Raw genomic sequence first — 17,286 nt, forward strand, 5'->3', positions numbered from 1 at the left:
AGCTATGAACGAACTCATCCAAATGCCGGTTCGCGAAAGCGCTGGCCTCACCGCCGCTGAGGTTCATCGCTTCTCGGCCGTCGAAATTCGCCAGCGAGTGAACCTGGTGCAAGAAGTGATGCAAGGCATCATGAAGCGGGACACGCACTACGGCACGATCCCCGGCACGCCGAAGCCAACCCTCTACAAACCCGGTGCCGAAGTCTTGTGCGTGACTTTTCGTGTCGCGCAGGAGTACCGGATCGAAGACCTGTCCACCGACAAGGTCGCCCGATACCGCGTCACCTGTGTTGGTCGGCATCAGACTACCGGAATCGCCTTGGGCGAAGGCGTTGGTGAATGCTCGTCCGGTGAAGAAAAGTACAAGTGGCGCGGATCGATCTGCCAGGAGGAATTTGAATCGACGCCAGAGAACCTGCGCCGCATCAAGTTCTCGAAATACAAAGGCAACGTCGAGAAGAAGCCGCAGGTTCGCACGGAGGCTGCGGACTTGGCGAACACCGTCCTGAAGATGGCCTGCAAGCGCGCCATGATCGCGATGACTCTCAACGTCACGGCCGCATCCGACATCTTCACGCAGGATATCGAAGACCTGCCTGAGGAGCTTCGGCACCAAGAAGCCAGCCAACCTGCAACCGACCCTGAGCTGACAAAGAAATGGGTCGGTGCCGCCATGGCCGCCGAAACTCAGGAAGCTCTGACCGCCCTCTGGAGGGACGGCGTCAAAGAGCTTCAGGAGGCGAAAGACATCCCGGCGTACAGCGCTTTCAAAGCTGCAGTTGGCGCGCGCGGCGAAGCGCTGAAGGCAGTTGCAGAAGCTAAATCCGACCCAGAACCGCAGCCTGAACCAGACCCCGCCGCATCCACCGAAAGCCAGCCCACCGATGAAACGGTGGAGTTCGAGGAGGTTTCCGAATGATTATCGTCAGTTGCGCTCAAGGCTCCCCGGAGTGGCATGAGGCCCGCGCGGGCGTCATCACAGCCAGTATGTTCGGCGATGCCCGGGCAAAGCTGAAATCTGGACCCAACAAGGGCGAGCCAACTTCAAAGGCACTCGACTACGCCTTCAAGCTGGCCGTCGAGCGGATCAGCGGCAAGCCGCTGGATAACGGCTTTGAAACCTGGCAGATGAAGCGCGGCCACGAACTCGAGCCAGAAGCTCGCATGGAGCACGAAATCCAAACGGGTCTGATCGTTACCCAGGTTGGTTTGGTGAAAACCGATGACGGTGCATTCGGCGCCAGTGCGGACGGCTTCATCGGCGACGACGGCGGCAGCGAGTACAAATGCTTCCTTGCCCCAGAAAAACTGCGCTCCTTCCACATCGACAACGACGCCAGCGAGATCATGGACCAGGTGCAAGGCTGCATGTGGATCACCGGGCGCAAGTGGTGGCACATCGGGATGTATTGCCCCGACCTTCGCCCCGCTGGCCGCCAGCTCTGGTGGCAGGAGTTCAAGCGCGACGATAACTACATCGAAAAGCTTGAGGAAGACCTATGGCAATTCAAGCTGCTAGTCGACTCATACGAGCAGAAGCTGAGGAGCAAAGCGGCATGATCAGCCTCGAACTCAGCAGCATTCAACACAATCGGGTCGAATCGGCCCGCCTCGCCCAGGCCATGGCCGAATACGAGGCCCGCGGCGGGCGCATTACCCAGGGTGCCTGCTTCACCGGCAACCCCATCCCGCCCAAGCGGCGGGACTGGATAGATCCTGAAACGGTCCTGAAGCGAAAGACGCGCCATATCTCACCGGCAGGACGCAAACAGCTTCGGCAGATGGCGGACGCATTATGAGCAAACGCAAACCGTGCAATCGCAAAGTCCAGGTGGAGCGCAGCATGCGCGCCCTGCTCGGCCCCAACCATGCGGCAGTGATCAGCATCGACCCCAGCGGCTTGCAGATCATGATCAACTGGAAGAACGGCAAGCAGATCCGTTCCCTTCCGGTGGCCGACGCCCTCTGCGATCTCGCCCACCGCTGGACCATGCACATCGCTGGCATCTGCGTGAAAGACGACGGCACCGAGTACATCAAGATGACGGTGTTTACGCCTGACGGCATCCACCGCGTGGCAACGCTCTCCGACCTGGTCGAGCACTTCTATGAAGAGGTGAAGGCCGAGTGCAATCCTAACCACTTGGTGGGCATGGGCTGGCTCGCGGTGCCCGGAGCGGTTGAGGTCAGCGACGAGCAGGTATCGGCACTGCTGTCATCATTCGGCGCCTGGAATCAGGTAAAGGTCGCGGCATGAGGCGGATATTGAAAGCGCCCCAGCGCCGCAAGCGCGAAGTTCAGCATCATTTGCCGCCGAGCGGCTTGAAGGAGCCAGTTCATGGCAGTGGATCAGAAAGAGCGCAGCGCCAAGTCGGCGAAGAAGCGCGAGCAGTACGATGAGAAAGAACTGCGCCACCGGCTACGGCTCGGCACCCGACAGAAGCTTGAAGAGCTAATGGCCTGGAACGACATCGAGGAGATCAGCGAGGCGGTGCAGAACCTGATTCTGAATGCTCATGCGCTGGGGCCGACACTGTCATACGAAGCGGTGGGCAGCCCGCGCCACAAGGTCACGATTAGCGAAAACGTGGCGCGTCAGCTACGCGAACTCGGAATGGCGGAGAAAGACCCGGATGCAGACGAAGAATGAACTCACCCTGGCGCAGGCCGAGACGCTGGCTTTCATCAAGGCGCACATAGACCAGCATGGCTACTCGCCGACCTTCGCGGAGATCGCCAAGGCAGCAGAGGTCAACGTGAATGCTGCCGGCCAGCGCATCGCGCAGATGGTTAAGAAGGGCGTCATCACCAAGGCCGATGGGATCGCTCGCAGCATTCGACCAGTCAGGTAAAAAGAGCAATGATCGAGATTATCAAGCTTACGACTGAGATCGGAACTGCAAGACCTTCGTTCTTGTTACAAAACTCAAGAAACCTGTCAATGGGGGTCATAGCTGCCCTGTGGTATCCAGCCTCTGTCAAAAAGAACGACATTTTACCGTCGAAGCGCACGTAACCGCTGGCTTGCAGCTCTTGCATAGTGTCGATGAAAAGATCACGTGCCATCAGACCTTGAACCTCTCTCATCTCGGGAATTTCTGATAAGAAAACCTCAGAAGCAGTGATGAGCACAGGGTACTCGTTGAGGTTTCGCACACCTCGGCCAAATGTCTCGACATATCGGCGATAAAGAATTCCGAGCAACTTTTGCTCCATGCCTTTCTTCAGCTTTTTCGTTATCACGAACTCTCCTTGACCCGGCCACATGCCGGTCACCCTTGATACCCCATCCCTATACAAATTGCCACCATCCCACATGCATGGAGCTTTGCCATGGCCGATCAATTTTATTTGCAGGACAGCCGCAGCTATGTCGGCGACAACCTGACGTTCTGGGCGAAGGACGGACAGGGGTACGTCACCGACCTAGACAAGGCCGAGGTATTCACCGCTGAGCAGGCTACAAGCCACCGCGACACCGACGTTCCATGGCCGAAGACCTACATTGATGCGCGCTCCCACATCGGGGTCGACCACCAGTACCTGCGTCTGGAAGATGCGGCTGAACAACTGGTGAGCGGCTGCCCTTGCGTGCTTCAGGTGGTTGGCGAATGGAATGGAAACGATATGGTCTTCGCCAGGAAAGTAATCGGCCGCACCGCCGACTTCAGCCAGGCTGCCCAAGTTTCCAAGGAGCAGGCTGAGGCGCTTGGCAACGACCCAGCCGAAATAACCTTGTGGCCAGCAGCCTACGTCGAGCAGAAGACAAGGCGCGTCGTTCGTCGTGACAGGCTTGCTATCAAGGAAGCCCTGCGCGGCACCGGCATCAAGCTGGCCAAGCCAAAGAAGCCGCGGGAAATGATGTTCAACTGTCACGGATGCGGCCGGTTCATTTCTGACCGCCAGCGGTTTCATCATGACTGTCTGAACTGCGGTGCTGACAACCGCCCCTGATTACCCCCGCCGGAGCGAAATAATGCCCGACTCATTTCAGAGCATCAGCTTGGTGAAGGCGCGCAAGCCCCACAAGTGCGAAAGCTGTCGACGCCAGATCCAACCGGGTGAGCGGTACGCGGCAATCGCGGGCAGGTTTGATGGCGACTTCTACGCCGCCAAGCTTTGCCAGGGCTGCGAATCGTTATGGGAACTGGTCTGGCAGTTTGACCGCGAGCACAACGACTGGCTGAGTATCGACGGCTTGGAATTCAACCAAATCATGGAGACGGCCGAGGAATTCGAGTTGATCTGCATGGTGCCGCTCACCGCACCGCAACCGCATCAGCCGCCACCTCAATAGCAATGACAGCCTCGGCTACGTCATCTTGCGTGTAAGCAATGTCGTTGAGCATCAGCTCAATCGCTGCCTCTGACAGCGTGTCGACGGCGAGTCCCTGATCAACCGCCGCACGCAACACTGCGCTCAGCGCCATCCGAAACACCCTTTCCCTGTCTTCGCTCATGACCGTTCCCTCCCTGTAGAGCGGTAAGCGTAGGCCATTTCAACTCGCATGGAATCGAACCATGAGCCAGCAGCACCAGATACTGGTTGGCGACTGCATCGAGATGATGCGGACGCTACCGGACAAGTCAGTACACACTTGCCTGACGTTACCGCCCGACTTCGGGCTTCACGTCCGACCGGACTCCGAGGCCTGCGCCAAGGTGTAATTCTCGCTGAACACACCTGCTCAGATAGCTTGATCAATGCGGCGCAAGCAGCCGGTCAAACTCGCCTCCCACATCTATACGTTGGAATGCAGATACAACAAGCCAGAAACAAATGAGGCGACACCAAGAAACAGTGGAAGGCTGATATCAACGAATAGAACCCTCAGATTTTGGGATGCTATAAGTCTCCAAAAGCAACTATCAAAGCGATACAGAGAATCCTCAATCCTGCTGCTCTTCATAAACTCCGCTTGATTCTTTACGGTCACATTCAAATTATCAACAGAGCTACGAAGGGTTTCCAAAATCACCAGATTGAGGTGACCCGTAGTTGCCAGTGACTCTTTTATGGCATCGTCAACTTTCTTTTGTATTTGTTGCAACTCCAAATCTATATTTTTTATTATCTCTTCTACGGAAACCAACGCCCCACTTCTCTCTTTCCACCAGTTATATAGGGTGGATTGTTTAGGGGAGGCTGGCGACTCCTCTTCACCAGAGCCGAACGTCGCGGGCCCAATCGAATAGGCAACGCGTAGGCCGGTGATACGTAATCGCCACTCCCTGAATGATTCAATCGAGTACCAGAAGTAATGGACGGTGACCCAGCCAACTGCGACCAATAAACCCGAAACCATCTTGTTAGCGGTTATGCCTTCAAGCGATATGCCAAGAAAGCTAACAGTTTTACCGACTGACACCCCTCCGACTACCATACACAGCAGGACTATAGAAACACCTAGCAGCAGATTTTTAACTTTCAATGCAGGTTCAGATATATCGAAGCCTATGGGCTCACCCATAACCTTCGCTAGCGCTTTGGATCGTTCCTCGTCCGCAAGTCTTGAGGCTTTCATTTTTGAAAACATCAATCTCCCTCCCTGAAAGTAAAACAGCGTCGGTTTGATTGCTGTTCATACTCCATTTCCACGAATCACGCCACTGGCGAGGATCCCGCATGACCGCATTTCAGCGTCGGCTCGCGAGCGAGCAATCCCCTTCCTTGGCTCTGCCGTTTGGGCAAGAGCTGATCGTTGACCTATTCGCCGGTGGTGGCGGCGCCAGCTCCGGCATTGCCCGGGCTTGGCGCGAGCCCGATGTCGCGGTAAACCACAATGAAATCGCCATCGCAGTGCACCGCGCCAATCACCCGCAGACCCAGCACTATGTCGCGGATGTGTTCGAAGTTGATCCGCTGCTGGCCACCCGCGGCTTGCCAGTGGCCCTGCTCTGGGCGTCGCCGGACTGCAAGCACTTCAGCAAGGCCAAAGGCGGCGCACCGCGCGACCGGAAAGTACGTGGGCTGGCATGGGTGGTGATTCGCTGGCTGTACGCAACACGCCCACGCCTGATGCACCTGGAGAACGTCGAAGAGTTCTGCGACTGGGGTCCAATCGACGACAACGGCCTACCCATCAAGGCTGAGCGCGGCCGAACCTTCCGGGCGTTCATCGCCGCCATGAGCACCGGCCTCGCCGCCGATCACCCCGACATGCCGGAAATCCTCGATGCCATCGGCGAGTTCGTACCTGTAGACGCGCTGGTTCGCGGCCTGGGCTACACCGTTGACTGGCGGGAGCGTATTGCGGCCAACGCGGGCGCGCCAACAATCCGGAAGCGTCTGTACCTGGTAGCGCGGCGCGACGGCCATCCAATCGTGTGGCCAGCGCCTACACGGCACAAAGACCCGAAGACCAATCAAGACGCATGGCGCAGCGCTGCCGAATGCATCGACTGGTCGAACCTTGGCCGGACGATCTTTCGCCCGAAGCCCATGGCCAAGAACACGATGCGCCGGGTTGCAAAAGGCCTGTGGCGGCACGTCCTCACCAGCGCCAAGCCTTTCATCGTGCCGATGCGCGGAACCTCGGATTCGCATACGAGCACCCACGGCGTAGGCGAGCCGCTTTCTACCGTCAGCGCAGGGGGAAATCATCACGCGCTAGTGCAGCCGGTGGTTACGCCATTCCTCACCGAATGCGCCAACGGATCATCGCAGCGGAACTTCGATATCGCCGAGCCGCTTCGCACACAGGTCGCTCAGGTAAAAGGAGGTCATTTCGCCATGGTTGCTGGGCACATGACGGCGTTCGGTCAAAACGCGGTGGGCAGTCTGCCGACTGAGCCACTACAAACGGCAATGGCAGGTGCAACACGACACGGCGTCGTCGCGGCCTTCTTCGAACAAGCCAATGGCGGTTTCTACGATGGCGACGGCCGGGCAGCGAACACGCCACTGTCGACGATATGCCAGTCCGGCGCCAATCAGCGGCTGGTGAACGCCTATCTGGTGAAGTACTACGGCAACGAGAAAGACGGCGTATCGCTCCGGGAGCCCATGCACACCTTGCCGACAAAAGATCGCGTAGCAGTCATCGAGGTCGAGCGCGTCATGAGCAGCCTGACGCCGGAACAGTTTGAGGGCGCCCAGCGTTGTGCCGCTTTTATGCATGAGCATTTGCCGGAACACTTCAAAGAGCCGGCTGATCTGGAGATGCTTGATGGCTACGTGTTGATCGACATCACCCTGCGAATGCTCAAGCCACCAGAGCTGAAGAAAGCCCAAGGCTTCAGCCATGACTACATCATCGACCGCGGCTACTTCGTCGACCCTGAAACCGGCACCGGTGAGTGGCGGGATATCAATGCCACCGACCAGGTGAAGCTGATTGGCAACAGCGTCTCCCCTTACGAGGCGTATGAATTGGTCAAGGCCAACGCCGCCCCTCTGATCGACCTCTACCGGCGCCTCGCCGCCTAGTCAGCGCCAGAATGCTGATGAGGTCGTAATGACCGGGGCATGGACTCCTTTCAAACGTTCTGTAGCAAACCAGAGCCTTGTCTGATCAACAGAAAATGCTCTCGGGTTAGATAACTGCTCAGCGAGCAACGTACCACTCAGCACATAAGGACCGCAGTCAGCACAGTCGTATGCATCGCCGTCGCGCGTTGTATCAAGAGCCTGAGCTGGAGCACCGCAAATACAACATTTCATAGGTTGGGTCCTCTGTTGATCAAACAACTGTAGCTGATCGACATCGCCGCCGCGTGAGCGAGAGCAACCAAAGGAATATCAAATGACCGTCTACGTCGACAACGAACAGATCCCGTACAGGCGCATGAAGATGTGCCACATGCTCGCGGATACTGAAGACGAACTGCACGCGATGGCCGACAAGATCGGTGTGGCGCGCCGCTGGCACCAGTTTCCCGGCTCCGTGAAGAGTCACTACGACATCTGCCAGAGCAAGCGCGACCATGCCATTCGCCTAGGGGCAAAGGAAATCGACCGGCAAGAGCTTGGCGCAATCATCAAAGCGCGGCGGGCCGCGGTTATCGCGAAAGCGCAGGAGGGGTTATGAGTCAGGAATTGAAGCCGTGTCCGTTTTGTGGCGGAACGAATTTGCAGGTCACCGAGGCATCCTCCTATGTGATGTGCTACGGGTGTGATGCTGATGGACCAGTTGGTAGGCCTGCTGATGCAGCTATTGCAGCCTGGAACAATCGTGCCGCCCCTGTGCCGCCTGCTGGCGGGGAGCCAAACCTAAACCGAACTCAGGAGCAATGGCGGCTCGTCGACGCAAAGCTCTGTGCCAAGCAAAACAGCGAAGCAGCCAATGAGTTTCTGATTCTTGATGCGCAATACGATATCGCTATTCTCGGGTCGTATGTCACCCGGTTGCAGGCCGAGGTCGCAGCCCTGCAAGCCCGCCTCACGGTTGCCGATCAGCGGGTTGATGATCTGGGGAGCAAGGCAAAGCTGTATGACCAACTGCAGAACGGTGCCGAACTGCTGCCAAACGGCTGGGTTATCACGATTAAGATAGAGCGCGATGGTGGCGGGGTGACGCTGATCGATCCCCAGGGTAACGATATCGATTATCCATCGAACCGTGAGTCGATGGGCGACGAGATCGAAGACGCCATCGAAGAGGCCTTGGCCCTGCAGGGGGAATCATGACCGGGCAGACACTGTTGCCCTGCCCATTCTGCGGCTGCCCTGCCGGGGTAACCTCAAACCGGGACTGGCATCGAGTGATCGTAGATCATGGCGAACATTGTCCGCTCAAAGACTACGACGACCTCATGATGACGCCTGCCTCGGATGATCAGCTTCTGCTGGTCGTTCGAGATTGGAACATGCGCGCCACGGCTCGGCAGCACCAGAAACGGCCACTCTTGTCCGCATTCATCCAGCCCCACCCGCCGCGCCACAAAGGATTCCTGCAACCTGATCGCGAAGTACCAGGTTTCACGCTGGAGCAGATGAAAGAGTACGGCGCAGCGTGCGTTGCTGGTTTCATCGAGCAGAACAAGCTTTAACCCCTCCCCACCCTATCCATTGCCTGCTGCGCGAGCGCGGCGAGGACGAAGTCATGCCTGAAGAAAAGCAGAAGATCATTCGATTGCCGGTGGAACGCGACGAGTACGGCCAGTGGACCCACCCAGCATGGCCAGATGACGGCGAAGAAAGTCAGCTTCCCTATAGCTGGTTCGCCGAGCATGGCCTTGAGTTCACGATCGTTGAAATGGAAAACGACGGTCCGGAAGAATTAGTTGCGGCATGGTTTGGCACTGGGGAAACCGACTGTACGCCGTGGGAGCCGACCAAACCATCCGGCGAAGGCTGGTTCATTTTCTCGATCCATGACACTGAAGACGGCCCGATCTGTGTCTGGGTGCGTCCGCTGGTGACGCCATGACCGACGCCACCAGCTATGGGAAACATCTTTGGCTGATGCTCGCCCCGACTTTCGACGAAGCGACATCGCTCGATGGATTCGGCCAGCATCCTGAAAAGGCTCAGGCCTATCTTGGTTTCATCGCTGCAGCCTGTGGCGCAATGTTCGCGGACACAAGTCGAGACGCCGTCATGACCATGCTTGCAGCGATTGCTCAGCAGGTTGAGAGCATGGAGTCGAAGCCAGAGGTGAAGCATTGATGACCATCACCCGAATCATCAAAGGCCCGTACCGCTTCGCCGGTTTCTTCTGGGTTGACGTCGAGTGCGGAGGGAAGATTCAGCACCTGATGCGCTCTACCGAGGAACTGGCTAAGGCCATTTGTGTTGGGCAGGAGGCGGTATGACCTGGTACACCGAAAGCTGGCAGCGTATGGAATCAGTGTATTCGCGCTGCAAGGCCGAAGGTTTGGATGCCGCCGCGATCAGCAAGGCCATCGACGACTCTTACCCCTACAATTCGCGCAGTGGCTGGGCATACAAGGCGTGGCTCGACGCGCGCCGAAACTTCTTCCCGAAACATAACATCCCGCTTCGCCGGGCCAAGCGCCCAGAACCTGAGCTGTTCGCTTAACCCCTTCCCCATCATCCACATGCCTGGTGGGCATAGGCTCACTTATTGCGCTGCGTCCACCCGATCAGCATAAAGACCAACCCTGGAATCAACAGCCCGGGGGCCATGTAGGCGAATGTCCGTTCCGAGATCAGGCCATTTAGCCCGAAAGTAAAACCACAGATCACAAGCGGAATACCCACAACGAATAGTGGTTGTTTGAAAGCCTTTTCCATAATCCATCCTCCTGAAATTCAAACCTATTTAACCATATGCTCGCCGGTATGCGGCGGGCGAGGTATCGCTATGTCTCGAAATATCCAAACCCGCGAGGGCTATGAATTCTGGGATCGCCTTAACGCAATCCCGCACTATGGATTTTTGCTGAACCAACAAGGTAACGGTGTCGTCCGGGCTGAAGGCGTTGGCGATTGGATCGAGCGGCATGCCGCGCAGGTTGTCGTCGATGATGCCCAGTCAGAAGTGAACGTCCTACGGGAAGCAAACGCCAAGCTCCAGGCCGAGGTGACCGCGCTGAGCAAAAACGTTGTCGAGTTCACCCGGGAGGACTTCGACGCCACGTTGAACAACCTGCGCCGGATGGGGGCAAGCATCGACGGCGATAACGCCTACAAGCGGGATCTGTGCGACTCCATTACAGGCGCGATGGCCTTTGGTTGCCAGAACACGAATCCGCCACCCGAGGACCATTGGGCGAAACGGTTCTGGGACATTGGCCGGGCGGAAGGTGCGTCTCGCGAGGCTCTTACCGCAGCGTTAAAGCTGACCCGCGAAAACCTGCGCGCTTGCCAGGCCACGATCCATTTGCACGGCGGGTTCGACCCCGCTTATGTGAACGATGCTCAGGCAGCTATGAAGGTCGCCGATGAAGCGCTGGCCAAGTACTCACCACTCAACCCCGCATAGACCCGGAGGAAGCAAACATGAAGCGCGAACTGATCAAAATCAGCGAATTCCAGCGCCGCCGGTGGGGTGAAAACGGCACGCCGCCCTGCTCTCAAGCGATCCGCAACTACATCCGTGACGGCAAGCTTCCGGGCGAGCAGATCGGGAAACTCTGGTATATCGACTGGGCGGCATTTAATAAGTCCGCAGGAAACGAGCTGGTCGCGATGGTATTGAAAGGAGCTGCATGATGGTCCCACGGCCGCGCAACAAGTCGAACAAGGGCTTGCCGTCGAACCTCTACCTTGATGGGAGGCGCGGCACTTACCGATATCGTCGCCCTACCGACGGAAAGTGGTTCCCGTTCGGGGCCGACCGGGTAAAGGCGGTGGACGCGGCCAAACAGCTAAACCTTGCATTCATGCAGGGCGCAGACCTGGTTGGTGCCGTATTGGGCGAGTCAGCAGAGCTGTTCACCTCATTCTTGACGCATTACGAGGAAAAGATTCTGCCTCCGCGCGAACTGGCGCCGGGCACGCTCGGGCTGTATGCCGTGCACTTCCGCCGCTTTCGTAAGCATTTCGCGGGTAAAGCGGTTGATCAGATCACCATCCGCATGATCGCAGAGATGCTTGATGATTTGACGCCGCGCACTGCCAACCAGTGCCGAGCCTTGCTGATCGACATTTTCAACCATGCTGCCGCCAAAGGCCTTTGCCCGGACAACCCGGCAGCAAGCACCATCAACCGGATCGAGAAGAAAGCCCGCAAACGCCACACCGTTGAAGGTTTGAAGGCTATCCGCGAAAAGTCGCCGGCTTGGCTACAGAACGCCATAGACCTCGCCCTGATTACCGCTCAGCGACGCACCGATATCCTTGCGATGAAATTCGAGGATCAGCACGATGGATACCTGTATGTCGTCCAGCAGAAAACGGCCAAGGCCAGTGATGCAGCATGGATCAGGTTCAAAGTCACCGATGAGCTTCAGCGGGTAATCAGCAGATGCCGCGACAATGTCGTGTCGCCTTTCCTGATTCACCGTCGGCCGGATCGTAAAAAACAGAAGCAGGCGGAAACGAAAGAGCACTGGACCAAGATCGAGGAGCGGTATCTGACCAGGGCTTTCAAGGAAGCGCGGGAGGCAGCTGATTGCTACAAGGGATGGAAAGAGGAAGAGATGCCGGGCTTCCACGAAGTCAGGGCGCTATCACTGCACCTGTACAAAAAAGCCGGAAAGGACGGTCAGAAGATCGCCGGTCACGCCAGCGAGGAGATGACGAAAAACTACCAGAAAGATCACGCCGAGGTGGTCTGGTCTGACGCAGTTCCAGACCTCGATATCAGCGAGTTCGCCGTATAGTTTTGCGCCAGTTTTGCGCGGATTTTGCGCCGAGCGAAAACGAAAAAGGGAATCAAACCTGTAAGTGGCTGATTCCCTTATCAAAATATGGTCGGGACGGAGTGATTCGAACACTCGACCCCTAGCACCCCATGCTAGTGCGCTACCGGACTGCGCTACGCCCCGACTAGGCGTGAATCTGTTTGGGCTTCTTGCGAAAGCGTCGAGGAATATACCCTAACCTTTTGAATGATGGAAGTATTTTGATTGGCTGCGTTATGTACGCAGCACAACCAGTACATCTTCCAGCTCCACGATCATCTGCTTGATCAGCTGTTTGTATTGCAGGGAATCGTCCTTGACCTCATCACTGGACATGCGCAACCGCGCACCGCCAATGGTGAAGCCCTGATCATAAAGCAGCGCGCGGATCTGGCGGATCATCAGCACATCCTGGCGCTGATAATAACGGCGATTTCCGCGACGCTTGACCGGGTTGAGTTGAGGAAACTCCTGCTCCCAATAACGCAAAACGTGAGGTTTTACCGCGCAAAGCTCACTGACCTCACCAATGGTGAAGTAGCGTTTGCCTGGAATGGGCGGCAGCTCGTCGTTATGACTTGGTTCCAGCATAAGCCTCAACTCGGGCCTTCAGTTTCTGCCCTGGACGAAAGGTGACCACACGGCGAGCCGTAATCGGGATTTCTTCCCCTGTCTTGGGATTTCGACCCGGTCGCTGGCGTTTATCTCGCAAGTCAAAATTGCCGAATCCGGACAATTTGACCTGCTCGTTATCCTCCAGAGCGTGCCTGATTTCCTCAAAGAACAGCTCAACCAGTTCCTTGGCTTCTCGTTTATTCAGGCCTAGCTCTTCGTACAGACGTTCGGCCATCTCAGCTTTCGTCAGAGCCCCCATACGCTACTTCCTTAACGTGGCGTTTAACCTTTCCTCAAGCGAGGTGAGAATTTGCTGCGTCGAAGCGTTTACCTCATCGTCAGTAAGAGTGCGCGATGGATGTTGCCAGGTCAAGCCAACCGCAAGGCTTTTTCTATGCGGATCAATGCCTTTACCCTGATAAACATCAAACAGGCTGAGGTCTGTCAGCCATTCCCCTGCATTTTCACGGATTACGTCCAGTACCGACGTTGCTGAAACCTCTCGATCGGCCAGCAATGCCAAGTCTCGACGAACCTCCGGGAAGCGCGACAACTCGTGGAATTTCGGCAAACGCCCTTCCACCACTTCAGCCTGCACCAGTTCGAACACGAACACCGGGCGATCAAGCCCCAATGCCTTGACCAGCTCCGGGTGCAGCGCACCGAGGTAACCCACCTCGCGGCCATCGCGTTCAATACGCGCTGTCTGGCCGGGATGAAGTGCGGCATGCTTGCCCGGTACGAAACGGAAATCATCCAGTGCACCCGAGAAGCCCAATACCGCCTCCACGTCAGCTTTGACGTCGAAGAAGTCCACTGCATCGCGCCCCTGCGCCCAGCCTTCCGGCAGACGGCTGCCGCAGATCACACCTGCCAGCATAGGCTCTTGTTTCAAACCGTCCAGTTGGCCGACGAAACGCAAACCACTTTCAAACAGCCGTACACGAACCTGCTGACGGTTGAGGTTATGCTGCAATGCCTTGACCAGACCCGGCCACAGCGACGCGCGCATGGCCGCCATGTCGGCAGAAATCGGGTTGGCCAACAACAGAGGCTCGACACCCGGAGTGAACAGTTCGAACCATTTCTGATCGATGAAGCTGTACGTAATCGCTTCCTGATAGCCACGCGCAACCAGCAGGCGGCGCAGCGCAGGCAGATCAGCACGCGCTTCGGCACGGGCTTGCGGCGCGAGGCGCGCCTGGGGATAACGGACCGGAAGGCGGTTATAGCCGTAAAGACGCGCTAACTCTTCGATCAGGTCCACTTCCAGACTGATATCGAAGCGATGGCTAGGCACCTCTATCCGCCATTGACCGGCCGTTTCGGAGGAAACCTTCAGACCCAATGCCGTCAGCAGACGCTCAACCTCTGCCGCGTCCATGGTCATGCCAAGCATTTGCTCGATACGATCAGCACGCAAGGTGACCGGCGCAATCGATGGCAGATGCTGCTCACTGACCGTCTCAATGATCGGCCCGGCTTCGCCCCCCGTGATTTCAAGCAGCAGACCGGTGGCACGCTCCATCGCTTCGCGGGCCAGTTGCCAGTCCACACCACGCTCATAACGATGAGAGGCATCGGTGTGCAAACCATAGGAGCGCGCCTTGCCTGCGACCGCGATCTGGTCGAAGAAAGCACTCTCCAGGAAAATGTCACGGGTGGTCGAGGTGTTCACACCGCTGTGCTCGCCCCCCATCACGCCAGCGATAGCGAGCGCGCGTTGATGGTCTGCGATCACCAGCGTGTCAGCGCGCAGAGTAACTTCCTGACCGTCGAGCAGCACCAGCTTTTCGCCCTCTTCAGCCATGCGCACGCGGATCCCGCCATTGATTTCGGCGAGATCGAACGCGTGAAGCGGCTGACCCAGTTCGAGCATCACGTAGTTAGTGATGTCGACGGCGGCATCGATGCTGCGCACCTCGGAACGACGCAGACGCTCGACCATCCACAGCGGCGTTGGACGCGACAGGTCTACGTTGCGAATCACACGACCCAGATAGCGCGGGCAGGCAGCGGGCGCCAACACTTCCACAGGAAGCACTTCATCATGCACCGCAGGCACCGAAGCAACGTGCGGACGCGTGACCATGGCGTCGTACAGCGCACCGACTTCGCGAGCCAGGCCGGCGACAGACAGGCAGTCGCCACGGTTTGGCGTCAGATCGACCTCAATGCTCGCGTCGTCCAGTTCCAGGTAGGCACGGAAATCCCTGCCTACTGGCGCGTCAGCGGGCAGCTCCATCAAACCGTCGTTGCCCTCGCCCACCTGCAGTTCGGCCTGAGAACACAGCATGCCGTTGGATTCGACACCGCGCAGCTTGGCCTTCTTGATCTTGAAGTCGCCCGGCAACTGCGCGCCGATCATCGCAAACGGAATCTTCAGACCGGGGCGCACGTTTGGCGCACCACAGACGACCTGAAAGGTTTCTGCGCCATTGCTGACCTGGCAAACACGCAGCTTGTCGGCATCCGGGTGCTGCTCGGTGCTCAGCACCTCTCCCACCACGACACCGCTGAAAACACCGGCAGCCGGGGTCACGCTGTCGACCTCCAGACCTGCCATCGACAGACGAGCCACCAGCTCGTCACGGGACACTTGCGGGCTTACCCAGCCACGCAGCCATTGCTCACTGAATTTCATCCTGCTCTCCTAATAAGTTCGTGACGGCGACCTAGCGAAACTGCGCAAGGAATCGCAAGTCGTTGTCGAAGAACAGGCGCAAATCATTGACGCCATAACGCAGCATGGCCAGACGCTCTGCGCCCATGCCAAAGGCAAAGCCCTGGAACTCTTCCGGATCGATCCCGGACATGCGCAGGACGTTCGGGTGCACCATGCCGCAGCCCATGACTTCCAGCCAGCCGGTCTGTTTGCAGACACGGCAGCCTTTGCCGCTGCACATGACACATTCCATGTCGACTTCTGCCGATGGTTCGGTGAACGGGAAATACGAAGGACGGAAACGCACTGCCAGTTCTTTTTCAAAGAACACGCGCAGGAACTCTTCGATGGTGCCCTTCAGATCCGCGAAATTGATGTCGCGGTCGATCAGCAGGCCTTCGACCTGATGGAACATCGGAGAGTGGGTGATATCGGAATCGCTACGGTACACACGACCAGGGCACACGATGCGAATCGGCGGCTTGTTCGCCTCCATGGTGCGGACCTGTACCGGCGAGGTATGGGTGCGCAGCAGCATGCGGGCATCGAAGTAGAAAGTGTCGTGCATCGACCGGGCCGGGTGATGGCCGGGGATGTTGAGCGCTTCGAAGTTGTGGTAATCGTCTTCCACCTCGGGGCCTTCGGCGATGCCGTACCCGATGTGGGTGAAGAATTGTTCGATACGTTCCAGAGTCCGCGTGACAGGATGCAGACCACCTGTGGTCTGACCGCGGCCAGGCAGGGTTACGTCAATGGATTCGGCAGCGAGCTTGGCGGCAAGCTCCGCCTCCTCAAACGCAGCCTTGCGCGCATTGAGAATCTCTGTGACACGCTCCTTGGCAACGTTGATCAGCGCACCGACTTGCGGACGCTCTTCAGCCGGCAAATTTCCCAGGGTCTTCATCACCTGAGTCAATTCACCCTTCTTGCCGAGGTAGTGAACCCGGATTTGCTCCAGGGCGTTGATATCTTCAGCGCTTTGCACAGCCTCAAGAGCTTGCGAAACCAGCGCGTCCAGGTTTTCCATGTACAGACTCCAGATACGAAATAGGGGAAGAGCTTACAAGGCTCTTCCCCTATTTATGACGTTTAACACCGAGCTCCGAAGGGAGCCCGGTGATTGCCGGGGGACTTAGGCCAGAGAGGCTTTAGCTTTCTCGACAATCGCAGCAAACGCCGCTTTTTCGTTCACTGCCAGATCAGCCAGAACCTTACGGTCGATTTCGATCGACGCTTTTTTCAGGCCAGCGATCAGACGGCTGTAGGACAGACCGTTGTTGCGAGCACCAGCGTTGATACGAGCGATCCACAGAGCGCGGAACTGACGTTTTTTCTGACGACGGTCACGGTAGGCGTATTGGCCTGCCTTGATTACCGCTTGCTTGGCAACGCGGAACACGCGTGAACGCGCGCCGTAGTAGCCTTTAGCAAGTTTCAGAATTTTTTTGTGACGCTTACGGGCAATGACGCCACGCTTTACACGAGCCATGAGTAACTTCCTCTATCTTTGATCAAAATTAACGAAGGCGCAGCATGCGCTCGACTTTTGCCACGTCAGATGCGTGCAGCAGGCTGCTACCGCGCAGTTGACGCTTACGCTTGGTCGACATTTTGGTCAGGATGTGGCTCTTGAAAGCGTGCTTGTGCTTGATGCCATTCGCGGTTTTCAGAAACCGCTTAGCTGCACCACTTTTGGTTTTCATCTTTGGCATGTTCGGATACTCCGCATTCAGTTGATAAACATAACCGCAAGG

The 17,286-nt window shown here is 57.3% G+C and carries 29 protein-coding genes, 1 tRNA gene and 1 pseudogene; 20 read left to right on the top strand and 11 right to left on the bottom strand.

From position 1 onward, the window contains the following. Positions 1–4: 4 nt before the first annotated feature. The 6 genes from ACI2KB_RS00380 (at position 5) to ACI2KB_RS00405 (ending at position 2,852) form a co-directional block, all read left to right on the top strand. Positions 5–919: a hypothetical protein gene (locus tag ACI2KB_RS00380; RefSeq protein ID WP_404630318.1), complete on the top strand. Its 915-nt coding sequence runs from the start codon at positions 5–7 to the stop codon at positions 917–919. Beyond that, positions 916–1,560, top strand: a complete 645-nt coding sequence (locus ACI2KB_RS00385) for a lambda exonuclease family protein (RefSeq protein ID WP_404630319.1) — start codon at positions 916–918, stop codon at positions 1,558–1,560. The genes ACI2KB_RS00380 and ACI2KB_RS00385 overlap by 4 nt, the downstream gene beginning before the upstream one ends. After that, positions 1,557–1,799 carry a hypothetical protein gene (locus ACI2KB_RS00390; RefSeq protein ID WP_404630320.1) on the top strand — a complete coding sequence of 81 codons (243 nt, stop codon included), beginning with the start codon at positions 1,557–1,559 and terminating at the stop codon, positions 1,797–1,799. The genes ACI2KB_RS00385 and ACI2KB_RS00390 overlap by 4 nt, the downstream gene beginning before the upstream one ends. Next, positions 1,796–2,257, top strand: a complete 462-nt coding sequence (locus ACI2KB_RS00395; protein WP_404630322.1) for a hypothetical protein — start codon at positions 1,796–1,798, stop codon at positions 2,255–2,257. Before ACI2KB_RS00390 ends, ACI2KB_RS00395 begins: the two co-directional genes overlap by 4 nt. A gap of 81 nt (positions 2,258–2,338) precedes the next feature. Further along, the gene (locus tag ACI2KB_RS00400; RefSeq protein WP_404630324.1) at positions 2,339–2,650 is read left to right on the top strand and encodes a hypothetical protein; all 312 of its coding nucleotides are present in this window, start codon (positions 2,339–2,341) and stop codon (positions 2,648–2,650) included. Next, on the top strand, positions 2,634–2,852 hold the full coding sequence (locus ACI2KB_RS00405) for a LexA family protein (protein WP_404630326.1): 219 nt from the start codon (positions 2,634–2,636) through the stop codon (positions 2,850–2,852). Before ACI2KB_RS00400 ends, ACI2KB_RS00405 begins: the two co-directional genes overlap by 17 nt. Here ACI2KB_RS00405 and ACI2KB_RS00410 read toward each other — a convergent pair. Next, positions 2,845–3,243 carry a hypothetical protein gene (locus ACI2KB_RS00410; protein WP_404630328.1) on the bottom strand — a complete coding sequence of 133 codons (399 nt, stop codon included), beginning with the start codon at positions 3,241–3,243 and terminating at the stop codon, positions 2,845–2,847. The two genes, ACI2KB_RS00405 and ACI2KB_RS00410, sit on opposite strands and share 8 nt — an antisense overlap. Positions 3,244–3,333: 90 nt before the next feature. Here ACI2KB_RS00410 and ACI2KB_RS00415 point away from each other — a divergent pair, with 90 nt between their 5' ends. Continuing rightward, the gene (locus ACI2KB_RS00415; protein ID WP_404630330.1) at positions 3,334–3,954 is read left to right on the top strand and encodes a hypothetical protein; all 621 of its coding nucleotides are present in this window, start codon (positions 3,334–3,336) and stop codon (positions 3,952–3,954) included. A gap of 22 nt (positions 3,955–3,976) precedes the next feature. Continuing rightward, complete coding sequence (locus ACI2KB_RS00420) at positions 3,977–4,297, top strand: hypothetical protein (protein ID WP_404630332.1); 321 nt, start codon at positions 3,977–3,979, stop codon at positions 4,295–4,297. On the opposite strand, the gene ACI2KB_RS00425 is transcribed toward ACI2KB_RS00420, so the two are convergent. After that, positions 4,260–4,460, bottom strand: a complete 201-nt coding sequence (locus tag ACI2KB_RS00425; RefSeq protein ID WP_404630334.1) for a hypothetical protein — start codon at positions 4,458–4,460, stop codon at positions 4,260–4,262. The genes ACI2KB_RS00420 and ACI2KB_RS00425 overlap by 38 nt on opposite strands. A 61-nt stretch (positions 4,461–4,521) precedes the next feature. On the opposite strand from ACI2KB_RS00425, the pseudogene ACI2KB_RS00430 reads away from it, so the two are divergent. Next, a pseudogene (locus tag ACI2KB_RS00430) lies at positions 4,522–4,629 on the top strand (site-specific DNA-methyltransferase); the annotation flags it as partial. A 113-nt stretch (positions 4,630–4,742) separates the two neighbouring features. Here ACI2KB_RS00430 and ACI2KB_RS00435 read toward each other — a convergent pair. After that, the gene (locus ACI2KB_RS00435) at positions 4,743–5,537 is read right to left on the bottom strand and encodes a hypothetical protein (protein ID WP_404630336.1); all 795 of its coding nucleotides are present in this window, start codon (positions 5,535–5,537) and stop codon (positions 4,743–4,745) included. A gap of 89 nt (positions 5,538–5,626) precedes the next feature. Between ACI2KB_RS00435 and ACI2KB_RS00440 the strand changes: the two genes are divergently transcribed. From ACI2KB_RS00440 to ACI2KB_RS00475, 8 genes are all read left to right on the top strand, one after another. Next, positions 5,627–7,429: a DNA cytosine methyltransferase gene (locus tag ACI2KB_RS00440; RefSeq protein WP_404630338.1), complete on the top strand. Its 1,803-nt coding sequence runs from the start codon at positions 5,627–5,629 to the stop codon at positions 7,427–7,429. 316 nt (positions 7,430–7,745) lie between these two features. Continuing rightward, complete coding sequence (locus ACI2KB_RS00445; protein ID WP_404630340.1) at positions 7,746–8,030, top strand: DUF4031 domain-containing protein; 285 nt, start codon at positions 7,746–7,748, stop codon at positions 8,028–8,030. Continuing rightward, complete coding sequence (locus ACI2KB_RS00450; protein WP_404630342.1) at positions 8,027–8,629, top strand: Lar family restriction alleviation protein; 603 nt, start codon at positions 8,027–8,029, stop codon at positions 8,627–8,629. The genes ACI2KB_RS00445 and ACI2KB_RS00450 overlap by 4 nt, the downstream gene beginning before the upstream one ends. Continuing rightward, entirely contained in the window at positions 8,626–8,991 is a 366-nt protein-coding gene (locus ACI2KB_RS00455) for a hypothetical protein (protein WP_404630344.1), read from the top strand. Before ACI2KB_RS00450 ends, ACI2KB_RS00455 begins: the two co-directional genes overlap by 4 nt. A 53-nt stretch (positions 8,992–9,044) precedes the next feature. After that, on the top strand, positions 9,045–9,371 hold the full coding sequence (locus ACI2KB_RS00460) for a hypothetical protein (protein ID WP_404630346.1): 327 nt from the start codon (positions 9,045–9,047) through the stop codon (positions 9,369–9,371). Then, positions 9,368–9,610, top strand: coding sequence for a hypothetical protein (locus tag ACI2KB_RS00465; protein WP_404630348.1), 243 nt, complete (start codon positions 9,368–9,370; stop codon positions 9,608–9,610). Before ACI2KB_RS00460 ends, ACI2KB_RS00465 begins: the two co-directional genes overlap by 4 nt. Then, a complete protein-coding gene (locus tag ACI2KB_RS00470; RefSeq protein WP_404630350.1) occupies positions 9,610–9,756 on the top strand; it encodes a hypothetical protein in 147 nt (48 codons plus the stop codon). Before ACI2KB_RS00465 ends, ACI2KB_RS00470 begins: the two co-directional genes overlap by 1 nt. Beyond that, a complete protein-coding gene (locus tag ACI2KB_RS00475; RefSeq protein ID WP_404630352.1) occupies positions 9,753–9,983 on the top strand; it encodes a hypothetical protein in 231 nt (76 codons plus the stop codon). The genes ACI2KB_RS00470 and ACI2KB_RS00475 overlap by 4 nt, the downstream gene beginning before the upstream one ends. Before the next feature lie 38 nt (positions 9,984–10,021). Here ACI2KB_RS00475 and ACI2KB_RS00480 read toward each other — a convergent pair whose 3' ends face one another. After that, a complete protein-coding gene (locus tag ACI2KB_RS00480; protein ID WP_404630354.1) occupies positions 10,022–10,198 on the bottom strand; it encodes a hypothetical protein in 177 nt (58 codons plus the stop codon). 298 nt (positions 10,199–10,496) lie between these two features. Here ACI2KB_RS00480 and ACI2KB_RS00485 point away from each other — a divergent pair, with 298 nt between their 5' ends. The 3 genes from ACI2KB_RS00485 to ACI2KB_RS00495 are packed head-to-tail and all read left to right on the top strand — an operon-like array spanning position 10,497 to position 12,231. Continuing rightward, a complete protein-coding gene (locus tag ACI2KB_RS00485; RefSeq protein WP_404631678.1) occupies positions 10,497–10,889 on the top strand; it encodes a hypothetical protein in 393 nt (130 codons plus the stop codon). A gap of 17 nt (positions 10,890–10,906) precedes the next feature. After that, a complete protein-coding gene (locus tag ACI2KB_RS00490; RefSeq protein WP_166596879.1) occupies positions 10,907–11,119 on the top strand; it encodes a hypothetical protein in 213 nt (70 codons plus the stop codon). After that, on the top strand, positions 11,119–12,231 hold the full coding sequence (locus ACI2KB_RS00495; protein WP_404631680.1) for a tyrosine-type recombinase/integrase: 1,113 nt from the start codon (positions 11,119–11,121) through the stop codon (positions 12,229–12,231). Before ACI2KB_RS00490 ends, ACI2KB_RS00495 begins: the two co-directional genes overlap by 1 nt. Positions 12,232–12,319: 88 nt before the next feature. On the opposite strand, the gene ACI2KB_RS00500 is transcribed toward ACI2KB_RS00495, so the two are convergent. From ACI2KB_RS00500 to rpmI, 7 genes are all read right to left on the bottom strand, one after another. Then, positions 12,320–12,396: transfer RNA gene (locus ACI2KB_RS00500), tRNA-Pro, on the bottom strand. A 90-nt stretch (positions 12,397–12,486) separates the two neighbouring features. Next, entirely contained in the window at positions 12,487–12,843 is a 357-nt protein-coding gene (locus ACI2KB_RS00505) for a MerR family transcriptional regulator (RefSeq protein ID WP_108238075.1), read from the bottom strand. Further along, positions 12,824–13,126 carry an integration host factor subunit alpha gene (ihfA, locus tag ACI2KB_RS00510; protein WP_002553164.1) on the bottom strand — a complete coding sequence of 101 codons (303 nt, stop codon included), beginning with the start codon at positions 13,124–13,126 and terminating at the stop codon, positions 12,824–12,826. The genes ACI2KB_RS00505 and ihfA overlap by 20 nt, the downstream gene beginning before the upstream one ends. Before the next feature lie 3 nt (positions 13,127–13,129). Continuing rightward, positions 13,130–15,511 (bottom strand): phenylalanine--tRNA ligase subunit beta, encoded by a 2,382-nt coding sequence (pheT, locus tag ACI2KB_RS00515; RefSeq protein ID WP_404630356.1) that lies wholly within the window; start codon positions 15,509–15,511, stop codon positions 13,130–13,132. A 31-nt stretch (positions 15,512–15,542) separates the two neighbouring features. Continuing rightward, entirely contained in the window at positions 15,543–16,559 is a 1,017-nt protein-coding gene (gene pheS, locus ACI2KB_RS00520) for a phenylalanine--tRNA ligase subunit alpha (protein WP_404630358.1), read from the bottom strand. Between the two features lie 105 nt (positions 16,560–16,664). Next, positions 16,665–17,021, bottom strand: a complete 357-nt coding sequence (gene rplT / locus ACI2KB_RS00525; protein ID WP_295479351.1) for a 50S ribosomal protein L20 — start codon at positions 17,019–17,021, stop codon at positions 16,665–16,667. Positions 17,022–17,049: 28 nt separating this feature from the next. Continuing rightward, positions 17,050–17,244 carry a 50S ribosomal protein L35 gene (rpmI, locus tag ACI2KB_RS00530; RefSeq protein ID WP_027620572.1) on the bottom strand — a complete coding sequence of 65 codons (195 nt, stop codon included), beginning with the start codon at positions 17,242–17,244 and terminating at the stop codon, positions 17,050–17,052. Positions 17,245–17,286: the final 42 nt, after the last annotated feature.

The sequence above is a fragment of the Pseudomonas sp. NPDC088444 genome, assembly GCF_044900175.1.
Taxonomy (GTDB): Bacteria; Pseudomonadota; Gammaproteobacteria; order Pseudomonadales; family Pseudomonadaceae; genus Aquipseudomonas.

Coding starts and splice junctions, on each gene's coding strand:
- ACI2KB_RS00490 (WP_166596879.1), top strand. CDS start 10,907: ATGAAGCGCGAACTGATCAAAATCAGCGAATTCCAGCGCCGCCGGTGG.
- pheT (WP_404630356.1), bottom strand. CDS start 15,511: ATGAAATTCAGTGAGCAATGGCTGCGTGGCTGGGTAAGCCCGCAAGTG.
- ACI2KB_RS00465 (WP_404630348.1), top strand. CDS start 9,368: ATGACCGACGCCACCAGCTATGGGAAACATCTTTGGCTGATGCTCGCC.
- rpmI (WP_027620572.1), bottom strand. CDS start 17,244: ATGCCAAAGATGAAAACCAAAAGTGGTGCAGCTAAGCGGTTTCTGAAA.
- ACI2KB_RS00415 (WP_404630330.1), top strand. CDS start 3,334: ATGGCCGATCAATTTTATTTGCAGGACAGCCGCAGCTATGTCGGCGAC.
- ACI2KB_RS00475 (WP_404630352.1), top strand. CDS start 9,753: ATGACCTGGTACACCGAAAGCTGGCAGCGTATGGAATCAGTGTATTCG.
- ACI2KB_RS00450 (WP_404630342.1), top strand. CDS start 8,027: ATGAGTCAGGAATTGAAGCCGTGTCCGTTTTGTGGCGGAACGAATTTG.
- ACI2KB_RS00445 (WP_404630340.1), top strand. CDS start 7,746: ATGACCGTCTACGTCGACAACGAACAGATCCCGTACAGGCGCATGAAG.
- ACI2KB_RS00470 (WP_404630350.1), top strand. CDS start 9,610: ATGACCATCACCCGAATCATCAAAGGCCCGTACCGCTTCGCCGGTTTC.
- ACI2KB_RS00435 (WP_404630336.1), bottom strand. CDS start 5,537: ATGTTTTCAAAAATGAAAGCCTCAAGACTTGCGGACGAGGAACGATCC.
- ACI2KB_RS00480 (WP_404630354.1), bottom strand. CDS start 10,198: ATGGAAAAGGCTTTCAAACAACCACTATTCGTTGTGGGTATTCCGCTT.
- ACI2KB_RS00425 (WP_404630334.1), bottom strand. CDS start 4,460: ATGAGCGAAGACAGGGAAAGGGTGTTTCGGATGGCGCTGAGCGCAGTG.
- ACI2KB_RS00460 (WP_404630346.1), top strand. CDS start 9,045: ATGCCTGAAGAAAAGCAGAAGATCATTCGATTGCCGGTGGAACGCGAC.
- ACI2KB_RS00440 (WP_404630338.1), top strand. CDS start 5,627: ATGACCGCATTTCAGCGTCGGCTCGCGAGCGAGCAATCCCCTTCCTTG.
- ACI2KB_RS00405 (WP_404630326.1), top strand. CDS start 2,634: ATGCAGACGAAGAATGAACTCACCCTGGCGCAGGCCGAGACGCTGGCT.
- ACI2KB_RS00505 (WP_108238075.1), bottom strand. CDS start 12,843: ATGCTGGAACCAAGTCATAACGACGAGCTGCCGCCCATTCCAGGCAAA.
- rplT (WP_295479351.1), bottom strand. CDS start 17,021: ATGGCTCGTGTAAAGCGTGGCGTCATTGCCCGTAAGCGTCACAAAAAA.
- ihfA (WP_002553164.1), bottom strand. CDS start 13,126: ATGGGGGCTCTGACGAAAGCTGAGATGGCCGAACGTCTGTACGAAGAG.
- ACI2KB_RS00455 (WP_404630344.1), top strand. CDS start 8,626: ATGACCGGGCAGACACTGTTGCCCTGCCCATTCTGCGGCTGCCCTGCC.
- pheS (WP_404630358.1), bottom strand. CDS start 16,559: ATGGAAAACCTGGACGCGCTGGTTTCGCAAGCTCTTGAGGCTGTGCAA.
- ACI2KB_RS00380 (WP_404630318.1), top strand. CDS start 5: ATGAACGAACTCATCCAAATGCCGGTTCGCGAAAGCGCTGGCCTCACC.
- ACI2KB_RS00495 (WP_404631680.1), top strand. CDS start 11,119: ATGGTCCCACGGCCGCGCAACAAGTCGAACAAGGGCTTGCCGTCGAAC.
- ACI2KB_RS00420 (WP_404630332.1), top strand. CDS start 3,977: ATGCCCGACTCATTTCAGAGCATCAGCTTGGTGAAGGCGCGCAAGCCC.
- ACI2KB_RS00400 (WP_404630324.1), top strand. CDS start 2,339: ATGGCAGTGGATCAGAAAGAGCGCAGCGCCAAGTCGGCGAAGAAGCGC.
- ACI2KB_RS00395 (WP_404630322.1), top strand. CDS start 1,796: ATGAGCAAACGCAAACCGTGCAATCGCAAAGTCCAGGTGGAGCGCAGC.
- ACI2KB_RS00385 (WP_404630319.1), top strand. CDS start 916: ATGATTATCGTCAGTTGCGCTCAAGGCTCCCCGGAGTGGCATGAGGCC.
- ACI2KB_RS00390 (WP_404630320.1), top strand. CDS start 1,557: ATGATCAGCCTCGAACTCAGCAGCATTCAACACAATCGGGTCGAATCG.